Origin of the sequence: Paenibacillus monticola (assembly GCF_009664975.1) — a bacterium.
In the GTDB taxonomy this organism is placed as follows: domain Bacteria; phylum Bacillota; class Bacilli; order Paenibacillales; family Paenibacillaceae; genus Paenibacillus_AQ; species Paenibacillus_AQ monticola.
This window is the reverse complement of the sequence record NZ_WJXB01000001.1, coordinates 682,336-696,250: the sequence shown is the minus strand read 5'-3', so window position 1 is coordinate 696,250 and position 13,915 is coordinate 682,336. Positions and strand designations below refer to the sequence as shown.

The following is a 13,915-nucleotide window of genomic DNA, read 5'->3' as shown; positions in this document are numbered from 1 at the left end:
CTCAAGATCGTTACAATTAATAAGTAGTTGTTATATTTCCCCTAATTTTAAATCCATTAAAGGAGTGATTGCGAAGTGCAATACGCTAAACTTGGCAAATCCGGTCTGAAGGTTAGCCGTCTTTGTCTGGGAACGATGAATTTTGGTCCAATTACAGATGAGAAAGAAGCGTTCCGTATTATGGATGCTGCGCTGGATGCCGGAATCAACTTTTTTGATACCGCTAACATTTATGGCTGGGGCAAAAATTCCGGACTTACAGAAACCATTATTGGCCGCTGGTTTAAACAGGGCGGCGGACGGCGGGAAAAAGTCGTATTGGCCACCAAAGTTTATGGTGCCATGAGCGACACGATTGACGGTCCTAATGATGAAGGTGGTCTTTCCTCCTACATTATCCGCCGCCATTTAGAGGGATCGCTACAGCGGCTGCAGACGGATCACATAGAACTCTACCAGATGCACCATGTAGACCGTTCTGTCCCTTGGGACGAACTGTGGGGCGCTTTCGAGCTGGCTGTGAACCAAGGCAAGATCGGTTATGTCGGTTCCAGTAATTTTGCGGGATGGGATATCGCAATAGCACAGCAAGAAGCTAAAGCGCGTGGTTTCCTTGGCTTGGTATCGGAACAGCATAAATATAGCCTAACCTGTCGTCTGCCTGAACTGGAAGTATTGCCCGCCTCCAAGAGTCTCGGACTGGGTATTATTCCATGGAGTCCACTTGATGGAGGACTTCTTGGCCGTAATGCACTCATGAAAATCGAGGGTAGCCGCAGCGGTGGAAACTCAGAGCGTGTAGAGCAATACAAGAGCCAGCTTGAGGCCTTCGCAGCTTTAAGTATGGAGCTTGGAGAGCCGCAGGATAATATCGCCCTGGCCTGGCTGCTGGCCAACCCTGCTGTAACCGCACCGATTATCGGACCGCGTACACAAGAGCAATTCGAAAGTGCTCTGCGCAGCCTTGAGATTGTACTGGACGAATCGGTGATGAAGCGTCTTGATGAAATATTCCCTGGTCCAGGCGGAGAAGCCCCAAAAGCCTATGCCTGGTAGATTCTAAATAATAAATCAGGGGAGCGTTGGCACAGCTGTGAATCATGCTGTGCCAACGCTCCCCTTTGTCTAAATAGAAGAACTTATTACTTTGCAGTGTCCACTGTCACGCTTCCATTGCTTGTGGACAGGTCAATCGAATGAGTGCCGCTGCCAAGCTGCGCTGTCCCATGACTATCACCCTCACGGTCCCAGGGCAGATTGCCATTCAGCGAGCCATTACTCGTATCCGCTGTGATTTTGGCATCACTTACTGCCGGCAATTCAATCACAATCTTGCCATTGCTTGTGGTGCATTTCCAGTCACCAGTCACTGCTGAATTGATACTGATTTTGCCATTGCTGCTCTTGGCTGACAAGGAGCCATCGATATTACTCAGTGTAACCGCTCCGTTTGAGCTGACCAGTTCTACCTCTCCTTGAATATTTTGCACCGTAATAGTGCCGTTGCTGGAATGCGCCTCCACACCACCGGCAATATCATGAATATCCAAGACTCCATTGGAAGTATCAGCCTCTATACCTGATTTCAGACTTTGGGCTTCTATTGAACCATCACTGGTTTCTACCTCCACAGTCAGATTGCTGGGCACCGTGACATTCAGGAAAGGATTTTTACTATTGAATCCAAACTGAAGATTTGAGAGCCAGTTTGACTCCTCATTCAGCTCCATGACCAGCGTATCTCCATCCGTCGTAACCTTCCATTTTTTCTCCAGTGTGCTTGCAGCTTCGCTTTCGGAACTGCCGGAAACGAGCAAGCTCCCTTCATACTTCAATGTGCTTCCGTCAACACCGTCTACCTTAACTTTTCCGTTAGGGAGTACAATCTTCACTGTCTTAATAGTCGCTTTCACCTCTACGGTTCCGCTAAGGGGGGCAAGCTGTTTATTATTAAACAAAGAACTCAGTGAGCTATCTCCTAACAAAACCGACTGTGCTCCGCTTGCTGCAACTAACAAGATGATTAGAAGGACGGCCCAGCCACTCACGCGGCTTTTGACATCCGATTTAATAAAGAGTCTGATTAACATTTCCAAACCAAACAGGATAAGAAGTGCGGGCCATAAATAGCCCAGTGCTGCGTAAGTTACTACATCATATTGGGCAAGCCCAACAATAATTCCCAGAGCAATACAGCCTAATGCCGCAGTAAAACTCCCGATTTTCCATCTCCCCATGGCGAATTCCCCATTTCCCTATACTCTCGAATTATTCTTCAGCATCCTCAGCCCATATCCGATTAAAGCTAATGACAGCAGGATGGTTCCAATATTGATCTCAGTGAGCATTCTCCACAGTGTTGGGAAAGCCGTAATTAGCAGCAGCAAAAAGCCAGCTACGACACAGCCGATGCCCACCCAAGCCGGATTCACCTCATCATGCGGATAGCCTGGAATCGAATGCAAATCCATACTCCAAGGCGCTCCGAAATTATCCGGATGAAACATCATCCGCTCATGCTCCTCCGCAGATAATTTCATCCAGGTCGCTTTTTGCAGCGCATCAAACAATTGATAGAACCACAGAGCGGCCAGCGCAAATGGAAAGACCATGGGCATGGAAGGAATAAAAATAATACACACAAATGCCCCGATCATAAACTGCATCCCCTGCTTTTTGAAACCTAAGTACAAATGTCCCACGCCTGGCATCATAGCCAGCATAAAGGTAAGCCAGCGCTTCTTCTTGATCATAAAATACCCTCCTAAAAGTTTTGTGAGCATTTGCTTCACTGATTTACTTCGTACAAAACTACTTCGAAAGCATACACTTAGTTTTGTGAGCATCTGCTTATCTATTTTGAATATCTCCTTTATTTCCCTTGAGGACCAAATAACGCAGTGACCGAACTCGACATATGACCGTTGATTTCCGTAATCCCATAAGCCAAATGCTCAAACACACCAAACTGCATTAACAAAAAGGTCAGACAAGCCGCAACGCCATAGTGTATCCATGAGGTTCTGGGGGCGGAACGGCGTCTTGCCATCGTCGCTTTAACGGCCCGTTCTCTCCGCCCATTCTCCAGCAGATCAATTTGTGCCATAACACCAGCCGTCAGATCGGGAAAGTCCATAAGTTCCAATTGATCCTGATTAGAATCCATTTCCACCCATAAAGCTGACAGTTCACGGGCTTCCTCCAGCCACTGAGCACAGTTGAGACAGGATTCTATGTGCAGTCGGATACTCTGCTCCATCTCAGGAGACAGCAAACCTTCGATATAATGTGGCATCCATTCTTTCACTGTTGCACAATTCATCGCCATTCCTCCCCTTTCCCACGCATCATCTGTCTGGCGCGATATAGCTGTGATTCAACGGTTTTGACTGAAATACCCTTTTGCTCGGCAATTTCCTGATAGGAATGCCGCTGAAAATAGTACAGTTGCACGACCGACCGGTACGGTTCGGCAAGGCTGTTTAGATTCTCCCCAAGTTCAGCGGATGCTTCTTTACGAAGTACCACATGTTCAGGCGTTTGCGACGTTACCCAATCATTCTCTGTATAATCTGCCGTGCTGCGGTGCTTCCATTCCCTGTCATTGGCCCGTTTCCAGTCCAGACAGGTTCGATAAGCAATCCGATAAAGCCAGGTGGAGAAAGAGGATTGCCCCCGGAAAGAGGGGAGGGCTTTATAAGCTTTAATAAAAACCTCCTGGGCCATGTCCTTGGCCGACTCGGCTTCTCCTGTAATCTTAATGCATACTCTATACACCATGCCCTGATAACGCGTCACCAAAGGCCCAAAAGCCTGATGCTGACCGCTTAGCACAGCGGCAATCAACTCCGCCTCTTCCAGTTTTCTCCCCTCCTCCAAGCTACATAAAGTTAGACGCCAGTTAATCGGAATCCCCTGCAACCCACCTGAATAATTATATATAATTCTTAAATAGCCACCGATAACTATCTTATTTACATCTTATATCAGGAACATTCGACTATAGAAGGAAAAACGACATAATTCGTCGAAATAACCTTAATTATTATGACAAATAAAAAACTGTTCCTAATTATCCTGCTCTTTCTGCTAGGTCTTACTAGCTTCCGTATCTTTTGGACAAGCATTCATCCTCTTCCTATCCACACTCACTCGGTCAAGGGCGTGTTGGATTTACGGCATGGCGGGCTGAATGAGAAACGGATCATTACTCTAGATGGGCAATGGGAGTTCTACCCAAATGCACTGATAACTTCTTCTGCCGGCCAAGCCGGATCAAATACTTTAGAAAGGACCTATATTCAGGTTCCAGGCAACTGGAAGGCTGCTCTCTCCAATGATAAGCAGTCCGCTTACGGATATGCTTCTTATCGTCTCCGCATTCTTACAGACAAGAAGGAGCAGTCCTATGGCATGATTATCTCTGGGATACAAGCATCCTCCAATCTGTTTGTGAACGGAAGGGTGTTGGGAAATTCAGGAACTCCTGCCGGAAGAGAAGAGCAGTATAGCGCGCAGGATATTCCATACTCCGTCTCATTTACTACTGACAAAAGCGAGCTTGAGCTTATTATCCATGTTGCGAACTATGATAATAAGAGTACTGGTGGTATTATCAAGCCCCTTATGTTCGGAACAGAAGCTGCTATTAACAAGGAACGTTTATTTACAGTAAGCATGCAATTTATGGTTTGTATTGTACTTATGCTGCATGGTTTATATGCAGTTATCCTCTATCTTATCAGTCCGCGTCAAAAGGTACTGCTATACTTTTCTCTTATGGTCATATGCGCTACCATAAGTATATTATCTGACGATGACAAGCTGCTGCTAGTCTGGTTACCCATGAGTCTTGAGATTTCCGTAAAGCTTATTCTACTGGCATATATGGGTACTTTTATATTTATGCTTCAGTTGGCCCAGCATCTATTATTTCAAAAGGAGACGTTTCATTCGGTTCGTAACTTGAGTATTTTGTGCGGAATACTCTCATTTCTTATTATTGTTGTGCCAACAGACATCTTTCTTTTCCAGACCCTAAGGATATTGTATATCCTGATCTTGTTTTCTTTATCTGTTGACGTATTTCTTCTGATTCTCAGATCATTCAAAAATAAGGAAGACGGTGCGGTGTTTCTACTTCTTGCGGCAACCAGCATCATTAGCAGTGGCTTATGGGGAATATTTAAAAATATTAGCCCGCTTGGGAATACCTTCTATCCCTTCGATCTGATTATTGCCTTCCTGGGCTTTGCTACCTTCTGGTTCAAACGCTATTTCTGGAATGCGAAGCAGACGACAGAGCTGACAGAGAGTCTTCAGCGGGCGATTAAGCAGAAGGATGATTTTCTGGCGAATACCTCTCATGAGCTCAGAAACCCTCTGCATGGCATAATCAATATTGCCGAAACCATATTAGATAGTGAAAAGAATTCACTAAAAGAAAAGAATGTCAGCAATTTGGAGTTACTGATTTCTGTAGGACGCCGCATGTCCCTTTTATTGAACGACCTGTTGGATCTATCGCAGTTGCGAGAGAGCAATATTCAGCTACAGCTGGGTAATGTCCGCATTCAATCCCTTGCCTCTGGTGTGTTAGATATGCTCAAGTTTATGACCGATGGGAAACCCATACGCTTAAGCATGGATATTCAAGATTCGTTCCCCAGTGTCATTGGCGATGAAAAAAGGATTATTCAAATTCTCTTCAACCTGCTGCAAAATGCAGTAAAGTATACCCGCGAAGGAACGGTAACAATTCATGCGGATGTACAGCAGCAAACGGCCCGGATTCATATTATGGATACAGGAATCGGCATGGACGAGGAAACTCAGCATAGAATATTCAAACCCTATGAGCAAGGTGATTCAAGCCTAACCGCTATGGGCGGCGGTATTGGACTGGGCTTAAGCATCTGCAAGCAGCTGGTGGAGCTGCATGGAGGAACATTAAGTGTGTCCTCAACACTTGGTGAAGGCTCTATCTTCACCTTCACGCTATCAGTATCAGATTCATCATTTGCCACAGTTGAAGAGGGGCATGCGTTTGAAGACCCCTCAACCGCCATAATTCATAACATGCTTATCACCTCTTCGGCACAAACAGCAACAACTGTAACTAGGAATACCGCAACAGTGCGAAGACCGAAGATATTAGCAGTCGACGACGATCCCGTTAATCTAAAAATACTTAGCGGGATTCTCACCACGGATGAATACGAGATTACTACAGTGACTAGTGGCAGGGAAGCAATCATGAAACTTGATGCTGAGCAGTGGGATCTGCTCATATCGGATGTGATGATGCCGCTGATGTCAGGTTATGAGCTGACGCGCCTCGTCCGTGAACGCTTCTCTATGGCAGAGCTTCCTATCCTGCTCCTTACTGCACGCAGCCAACCGGAGGATATCTATGCGGGATTTCTTTCAGGTACCAATGATTATGTAAGCAAACCCGTGAACGCCTTGGAATTAAAGATCCGGGTGCGCTCCTTAACCGATTTGAAACAAGCAGTTAAGGATCAGCTTAGAGTGGAAGCGGCTTACCTTCAGGCACAAATCCAGCCTCATTTTTTATTCAATACCTTAAATTCCATCTCTGCCTTGGCTTCTATTGATACGGAAAGAATGAGCGATATGATTGATGCCTTCAGCGCTTATTTACGTTTGAGCTTTGACTTTCTTAATGCCGAGCCTATGATCCCCATTGAACGGGAACTGGAACTTGTACGGGCTTATCTGTACATTGAAAAAGAACGGTTTGATGGCAGGCTTGAGATCACTTGGGATCTGGAAGACAACATTCACTTCCAGCTGCCTCCACTTACAATTCAGCCGCTTGTAGAGAATGCTGTTAGACATGGCATCTTAAACCGTGCCAAAGGCGGTACCGTACATATTGCGGTCAAACTTAGCGGAGAAGATGCTGAGGTCTCCATAACTGATAATGGTAAAGGTATGAACGAAGAGAAGGTGGCCATGCTGCTCAGCCAGTCAAACACAGATAGAGGTATCGGGATGCTCAATACGCATAAACGCCTGATGCAAGTTTACGGCAAGGGGTTGCACATCCAGAGCAAAATTGAACATGGAACTGTAGTTAGCTTTGTCATTCCTGCAGAGAGCCATAAGCACAAACAAAGAAGGTTAAATTAACAGATTCACTATACTAAATCTGAGTGGTGGTATTGCTATATGATCCAGGCATTACTGGTGGACGATGAACGGCTTGCCCTCATGAAATTAAAGCTAATGCTGGAGGAATTAACAACGGTACATATTGTTGCCGCTTATACAGATCCCTCCGAAGCTGTCATTGCAGCTCCTCAGATAGATCCCGATGTTATTTTTCTGGATATTGATATGCCTGAGATGAATGGCATGCAGGCAGCGGATATTATGCAGGAACTTTGTCCACGAGCAGACATTGTCTTCGTGACCGCCTATAACAACTATGCTACAGAAGCCTTTGAATTAAATGCATTGGACTATATCCTAAAGCCCGTACGGCGAGATCGCCTGCTGAAAACTGTCCGCAAGTTGGAAGACAGCTTAGCTATGAAAGCACAACACACGAAACCGACAGACGAAATAATGATCCGCTGTTTTCAAACGCTTCGATTTGAGCGCGGTGAACTGCTGCTTCCCAGCATCCGCTGGCGTACCTCCAAAGCTCAGGAAATGTTTGCGTATCTGTTTCACAACCGCAACCGGTTTGTTAGTAAGGATCTACTTTTCGATATCCTCTGGCCTGAATTCAACGTCAAAAAAGCCGCAACTCATCTATATACAACCATTTATCAAGTGCGGCAGTGCTTGAAGCAAGGGGGAATCGATGAGCTACAGATCAGTACCGTCAGCGGTGGAGAGGGATATATGCTGGTGACAAAGAAAATACTGATTGATACCGTCGAATGGGAGAATGGCATCCTTAGCCTCGAACCCATCGTTGCAGGCAACAGTACCAAACACCAGAAATTATTTGAACTTTATACAGGTGATTATTATGGTGACTACGATTATTTGTGGGCAGAGAGTGAACGACAGCGTCTTCGAACCATTTGGCTGCACCATGCGATGAGAATGGCTGACTTCTTTATTGGTGAGGGCAGAATTCCTGAAGCGGTGACTATTTACCAGAGAATTGTGCAGCTGCAGCCATATTTCGAGCAGGGTCACATGGGACTCATGAGAATTTACGACCAAACAGGGGAACGTTCAGCAGTAGAGGAGCAATACCGCCTCCTCAGCGATCTGCTGAACCGGGAGCTCAGCATTGAACTGCCTGCCAATATTGAAGCTTGGTATACACAATGGAAATTGGGCAGTCTTAAATATCTGTAAGAAATAATGTGCCAAAATAAAAGTCAAAGACACCCGGGATTCAGTCCGAGTGTCTTTGGTTCAATTTTTTCATATTCTCTATGCTATATATTATTCCGCTTTACTACCACGTTTGAATCTTCTCGTCAGAATGAACCCCAGAATAATCAGTCCAATACCTGTCAAGTAAATTGGAAGAGCACTGCCTTCCCCAGTCTTCGGAAGTGTGGCAGGCAGGCTAGCATTGTCAGATGGCTCTGTCACTGTACCTTTTGGTACTTCCTCAACATCAATTTCAATAATCGTCTCTTCTTCGTTTCCATCCTCATCGGTCACAATGATCGAGAATTTATCTTTGCCGATATATCCAGAATCTGGTGTGTAAATCCACTTTCCATCTGGAGTAAGCGTGACTGTCCCATGACCCGGATCTTTACCGATACTAGGGGTACCACCCAGGGGAATTTCACCTTCGATTGGAATATCTTCAGTAGTTGTTTCCTGATTCACAGGTGGAGTAGCCTGTGGAATAACAGGAGTACTGCTCACCGAGGGTTGACCTGGTGCAGCGCTTGGTACAGTTGTTGGTACCGCTGGCGTTGCCGTTACACCAGCAGTCGCTGAAGGTGTGACTGTAACGACTACTCCAGGGACCGTTGAGGGTGTCGGTGTCGGTACAGACGGGTAAACCGGCGGTGCTGTCGATGTCGTTGGTGTCGGTATCGACGTCGCTGTCGGCGTTGCTGTTGGTGTTGCTGTTGGTGTTGATGTTGGCGTTGCTGTTGGCGTTGGTGTTGGTGTCGCCATCAGTTTGTTCGTCAATGAAAGCGTCGTTGTTGAATTGAGCGTAACCGGATGCTCAGAGGAGTCGAGAATATATCCGGTTGGAGCACCTGACTCGATCAGAACATAACTACCTGACCATAAATTTTTAAACTCCACCGTTCCTTCGATTCCGGTAGTGAGACTATTAACCAATGCGCGGTCTGTACCCGAGAGGCGGTACAACTTGAAGGTTGCTCCGCTTAACAGCTTGGTAGAGTCAGCTTCATCAATCTTTTTTACTGTCAGTATGCTTCTTACCCCACTGCCTGTTCCTGAGCCGCTGGAGACACCAACGATAACCTCCTTCACGGTATCTTTGGTCACCTCAACTACATTGTTGCCTGTAAAGTTAACGGTATTGTTAACAGCATCACCATTGTTCGCTACAATCAGTGATTGGTATTCCAGAATATAAGCCTGATCAATATCATTAGTGAAGCTTAATACAAATTTTTGCTTGCCGGTAGCATCATCCGTTGTAATACCAAGCATATAATCCGTATTTCTAACCATTTCTGCAGCCTTTGATACATCTCCATTGACAGCAACTGTTGTTGAATACAAGTGGAAGGAGTCAGCTAACAAAATTTGATTGTCACTTGGCTCATCCGTAACCTTGGCTTCCTTCACATAAGACTGGTTACGGTTAATATTGATCGTCCAATTGATTTTACCACCGCTCTGCTGTCCCTTCTTTTCAACATACTCGCCGCTTTTGGGAACGGTTAGAGAAGCAGTTAAGTCCTTCGATACCGGTGTAACTCCATCCAACAATTTTGCCGTGTTGTTAAAAGTTGTTTCGATCAGCTTGCCATCAAGACTCGTTTTGAACACGATATAATACGGCAAACTGCTGGAATGATTAAAGTTCACCTTAAGGGGATTACCATAGGTTACCGTGTATTCACTCTCAGCTACACTGGTACCTGGAGTCGGATTACCATTGGCGGCGATACTCATATTCTGAACTTTAACAGATTCAGGAATCAGCACCTGACCGTCACCCAGCGGAAGTGTATCCACTACCTCAGCTGCGGCCAGCGTTTTGCCATTATAGTTCACTCCTATGGTCCAAGTAATTTCTTTAGTAACCGCATTATAAGACCCGTTCTTGAAGCCGTTATTCTTCACTTCGTTACGGGGGGTGAATGTGGCTGTAGTCACTTTTGAATGAGTCACAGCACCGCCATCCGTCCACTCTACAAGTGCTTTGTTAGGGAACGTTCCAGCAGTCCAGGTACCCTCTAGCCAGTCGTTATTATATGTGGTTTTGTAGCTGATACTGTAAGGTCCAGTAATGGATGAGTTAAAATGCACAATAAAACCTGCATTGGGTGTGACCGGATCTCCATATACCACGCTAAACACTGATGTCGGCACAGTCGTTCCGTCTCCGTCCTTAATAACCAACGAATCTGGTATAAACTCCAGCCCACCCTGAGTAAACGTGTCTGTAATGTCTACATCATTCATATAGAAGCTGTCACCGTTAACTTTAAGATTCCACTCGACAGTTTTATTGCTATAATCTACCGCACCCACAGTCTTAGTAAGAATTACCTGCGATGTATCTCGATTAGCTGTGCTTGAATAAGTGTCTGCTGTGACTGTGTTATGAACAGTAAGGTCATTTTCCACACGGTCGATCGCTTGGGTTTGGTATTCAATCCGATATGCTGAAGAGATTGAATTGTTGAAGCTAAGAATAAAACCTGTTTTGCCCGTACTACTTGTAGGACTCACAGTGTACAGAGAAGCAGGCAGCTCCGTACCCTTAGTCTCCGTACCCGACAGATCCAGAGTAATCGGATATACCTTGATTGATCCAGCAAACAGTTCATGGACGTCATCAAATAAATCGGTTAAGGAAGCATTTACTTGGGCGATATTCTTTTCGTTGTAGTTGTATTTAACCGCCCAGGATATAGTCTGTGTTCCTGAATCATAAGCTGTGGAAGACTTCTCCAGAGGATCTCCATATTGTACGTTTACCGTAGCAGAAGCAGGAATGGAGGACTGATTGTCACCTTTAAAGTTCGCAGTATTGGTAAAGGTTGTTTGATCCCTGTTGAGGATTTCTGTTGAATATTCAATACGATATGCACCCGTTGTTGGAGAATTGCTGAACAGAACCGTGAATACTCCATCGGCCACAGCAGTTGTGTACTGGCTACTGTCAAGCAAGGTGCCTCGTGCTGCAGTACCATCCAGATTAACATCCAGTTTGTAAACCTTGATATTTTGCGGAACTGCCAAGCCACTCGGGATTGGGTCATTAACCTCCGCATTGACAACACTATTCAGCCTCTTATTCAGATCAATTTCCCAATTAATGCTGCCCGCATTATAGCCCTCTGGTGTTCCCCTTTTCTCAATAGCAGAGGTTGTATTAGGTTTAAAATTGAGCGTAACGGTGTACGGCCCCCCCTTAATCGGGAAAATAATTTGCTGCACCGTGCTGCCTACTATCTTTTGCTTATCGAACTCTGTACTGAATGTTAATACACCATGTATATCATCATGCGTACTTATGTAATCATTAAAAGTCATAACAACCTCATGATTAGCCTCATTCACAACAAATCCGCCTACATCCATACCATCGAATACGAGTGGCCCGCTAATATCATTATAGAGTTTGAATTGCTCTGGCAGACTGAAGGTGAACGTGTCGCCGTCGTTGTATTTCGGAAGATTGGGAAGCTCCCATTCATAATCCAGTTTAACTTTCGCCCCCTGCTCATAAACGGCATCTGTTACAGTATTTCCGTTCGTATCATATACAGCCATGGTCACACTGGTAATGATACTGTCATTAATTGCGGCTGCATGTACTTGTGTAGTAAAGCCTATACCAAAGGTCCATTGTGTTATTAGTAACAAAATAATCAGTAATACCGCTATTCTCTTTTTTTTCATTTCTCCAACACGCCTCCTTTTCTTTTTCCCATTTCCTTGTTTTTTATTTGCCACCTAATATAAACTGTAAGCCCTACTAATGAACAAATTCTGAACAGATTTAGTTCCCTCCTCAATTCCAGCTTTATTGATCGTATCAAAATTCACTGATAAACTACTGATAGACAAGTAGAAACGATACCGTCCTTCTTGAGGTCGGTATCGTTTCAGCGAGCACAAAAAGCCGCCCCTTCAGTAGATTTAGTCTACAAAAGGGACGGCTCTTTAAAGTTATAAATATGCTGTCTCTACTTGATTCTAAAGGCTGGCATGATCGCGCTGGGTATAGGTTTTTCGTTTCTCCAGCAGCTTATTAAGTGCATTCAGATAGGCTCTGGCACTTGCCTCCAGAATATCGGTGCTCAGTCCACGGCCCTGCGCGGCAACTTCCCCCTGCGACAGTACAACATGAACCTCACCCTGTGCGTCCTTGCCGCGGCTGACGGCTTTGATCGAGTAGTCCCCAAGGGTAACTTCCTCTCCGGTAGCCTTATCAATAGCGTTGTAGATCGCATCAACCGATCCGTTACCCTCGGCAACAGCAACAATGGGCTGCTCTTCCGGTCCGTTAATAATAACTTTGGCCGTTGGCGTCGCTTCATTGCCGTAAGTAACATAAATGGTCTGTAGCCTGAATACTTCCGGCGTATCAATTAGCTTCTCTTCAATCAGCGCCAGAATATCCTCGTCGGATACTTCCTTTTTCTTGTCTGCCAGATCCTTGAACTTAGCAAATGCCGCATTCAGCTCTTCCTCAGACACATCGTACCCTAGATCACTTATCTTATCGCGGAAAGCATGGCGCCCGGAGTGCTTGCCGAGTACCAGCTTGCTCTCTTTAAGTCCGATCGTTTCAGGGGTCATAATTTCGTAGGTGGTCTTCTCTTTGAGCATGCCATCCTGATGAATACCCGATTCATGGGCAAAAGCATTTGCGCCTACAATCGCCTTATTACCAGGAACCACCATCCCGGTGAGCTTACTTACCAAACGGCTTGTGCGGGAGATTTCGGACAGCACCAGAGAAGTTTTAGCCCCGAAAAATTCATTTCGAGTCTCCAATGCCATCGCAATCTCTTCAATAGCAGTGTTGCCGGCACGTTCACCGATCCCATTGATGGTTCCTTCGATCTGATCCGCGCCATTCTGAATGGCGGCAAGCGTATTGGCCGTTGCCATTCCGAGATCATTATGACAGTGTGCACTAAGCTGCACTCGTTCGATATCAGGCACATTTTCTTTTAGATATTTAAAAATCGCTCCATATTCTGAAGGGTTCAAATAACCGACCGTATCTGGAATATTGACAACGTTAGCGCCTTCACGAATAGCCATTCCAACCATTTCAGCCATGAAATCAAGCTCCGTGCGGCCGGCATCCTCCAAAGAAAATTCCAGCTTAGAAAAATACTTTTTGGCATAACGTATCGATGCTTGTGCAGTTTCCAGTACCTGAGCTTTATCCATCCGCAGCTTATGCAACCGGTGAATAGGCGAAGTAGCCAGGAAAATATGAATACAAGGGTCTTCTGCCCCTCTCAGCGCTTCTCTTACAGCATCGATATCTCCCTCTCTTGAACGGGAAAGGCCGATTACCGTAACTTTCTTCACCGCTCTGGCTACCGCGTTTACTGCGGCCAGATCGCCCGGTGAGGCAGCAGGGAAGCCTGCTTCCATGCGGTCAATCCCCAGCTTCTCCAGCTGATAAGCGATTTCTACCTTTTCACGCGTGTTCAGGTTCACACCCGGCGACTGCTCTCCGTCACGCAGCGTCGTATCGAACACATATATTTTGCGCATGCTGAGCACC

General features: G+C 45.6%; 9 protein-coding genes. 3 read left to right on the top strand and 6 right to left on the bottom strand.

What is annotated here, in order from left to right; all coding sequences use genetic code 11:
* Nucleotides 1-75 precede the first annotated feature (75 nt).
* Nucleotides 76-1,056: an aldo/keto reductase gene (locus GJB61_RS02865; RefSeq protein WP_338115646.1), complete on the top strand. Its 981-nt coding sequence runs from the start codon at nucleotides 76-78 to the stop codon at nucleotides 1,054-1,056.
* 86 nt (nucleotides 1,057-1,142) lie between these two features.
* Here GJB61_RS02865 and GJB61_RS02860 read toward each other — a convergent pair whose 3' ends face one another.
* The 4 genes from GJB61_RS02860 to GJB61_RS02845 form a co-directional block, all read right to left on the bottom strand.
* The gene (locus GJB61_RS02860; RefSeq protein WP_154116902.1) at nucleotides 1,143-2,237 is read right to left on the bottom strand and encodes a DUF4097 family beta strand repeat-containing protein; all 1,095 of its coding nucleotides are present in this window, start codon (nucleotides 2,235-2,237) and stop codon (nucleotides 1,143-1,145) included.
* A gap of 18 nt (nucleotides 2,238-2,255) precedes the next feature.
* Nucleotides 2,256-2,753, bottom strand: coding sequence for a hypothetical protein (locus GJB61_RS02855; RefSeq protein WP_154116901.1), 498 nt, complete (start codon nucleotides 2,751-2,753; stop codon nucleotides 2,256-2,258).
* A gap of 119 nt (nucleotides 2,754-2,872) precedes the next feature.
* Nucleotides 2,873-3,322 (bottom strand): anti-sigma factor family protein, encoded by a 450-nt coding sequence (locus GJB61_RS02850; protein ID WP_195724209.1) that lies wholly within the window; start codon nucleotides 3,320-3,322, stop codon nucleotides 2,873-2,875.
* The gene (locus GJB61_RS02845; RefSeq protein ID WP_195724208.1) at nucleotides 3,319-3,879 is read right to left on the bottom strand and encodes an RNA polymerase sigma factor; all 561 of its coding nucleotides are present in this window, start codon (nucleotides 3,877-3,879) and stop codon (nucleotides 3,319-3,321) included. The genes GJB61_RS02850 and GJB61_RS02845 overlap by 4 nt, the downstream gene beginning before the upstream one ends.
* 168 nt (nucleotides 3,880-4,047) lie before the next feature.
* On the opposite strand from GJB61_RS02845, the gene GJB61_RS02840 reads away from it, so the two are divergent.
* Together GJB61_RS02840 and GJB61_RS02835 are read left to right on the top strand one after the other, a co-directional pair.
* Nucleotides 4,048-7,155: a hybrid sensor histidine kinase/response regulator gene (locus tag GJB61_RS02840; RefSeq protein ID WP_154116895.1), complete on the top strand. Its 3,108-nt coding sequence runs from the start codon at nucleotides 4,048-4,050 to the stop codon at nucleotides 7,153-7,155.
* A gap of 39 nt (nucleotides 7,156-7,194) precedes the next feature.
* Nucleotides 7,195-8,343, top strand: coding sequence for a response regulator (locus tag GJB61_RS02835; protein WP_154116894.1), 1,149 nt, complete (start codon nucleotides 7,195-7,197; stop codon nucleotides 8,341-8,343).
* Between the two features lie 90 nt (nucleotides 8,344-8,433).
* On the opposite strand, the gene GJB61_RS02830 is transcribed toward GJB61_RS02835, so the two are convergent.
* Together GJB61_RS02830 and GJB61_RS02825 are read right to left on the bottom strand one after the other, a co-directional pair.
* A complete protein-coding gene (locus GJB61_RS02830; protein ID WP_154116892.1) occupies nucleotides 8,434-12,066 on the bottom strand; it encodes a collagen binding domain-containing protein in 3,633 nt (1,210 codons plus the stop codon).
* Nucleotides 12,067-12,363: 297 nt separating this feature from the next.
* Nucleotides 12,364-13,905, bottom strand: a complete 1,542-nt coding sequence (locus GJB61_RS02825) for a 2-isopropylmalate synthase (RefSeq protein ID WP_154116890.1) — start codon at nucleotides 13,903-13,905, stop codon at nucleotides 12,364-12,366.
* Between the last annotated feature and the right edge of the window lie 10 nt (nucleotides 13,906-13,915).

Coding starts and splice junctions, on each gene's coding strand:
- GJB61_RS02835 (WP_154116894.1), top strand. CDS start 7,195: ATGATCCAGGCATTACTGGTGGACGATGAACGGCTTGCCCTCATGAAA.
- GJB61_RS02850 (WP_195724209.1), bottom strand. CDS start 3,322: ATGAATTGTGCAACAGTGAAAGAATGGATGCCACATTATATCGAAGGT.
- GJB61_RS02830 (WP_154116892.1), bottom strand. CDS start 12,066: ATGAAAAAAAAGAGAATAGCGGTATTACTGATTATTTTGTTACTAATA.
- GJB61_RS02855 (WP_154116901.1), bottom strand. CDS start 2,753: ATGATCAAGAAGAAGCGCTGGCTTACCTTTATGCTGGCTATGATGCCA.
- GJB61_RS02825 (WP_154116890.1), bottom strand. CDS start 13,905: ATGCGCAAAATATATGTGTTCGATACGACGCTGCGTGACGGAGAGCAG.
- GJB61_RS02860 (WP_154116902.1), bottom strand. CDS start 2,237: ATGGGGAGATGGAAAATCGGGAGTTTTACTGCGGCATTAGGCTGTATT.
- GJB61_RS02840 (WP_154116895.1), top strand. CDS start 4,048: ATGACAAATAAAAAACTGTTCCTAATTATCCTGCTCTTTCTGCTAGGT.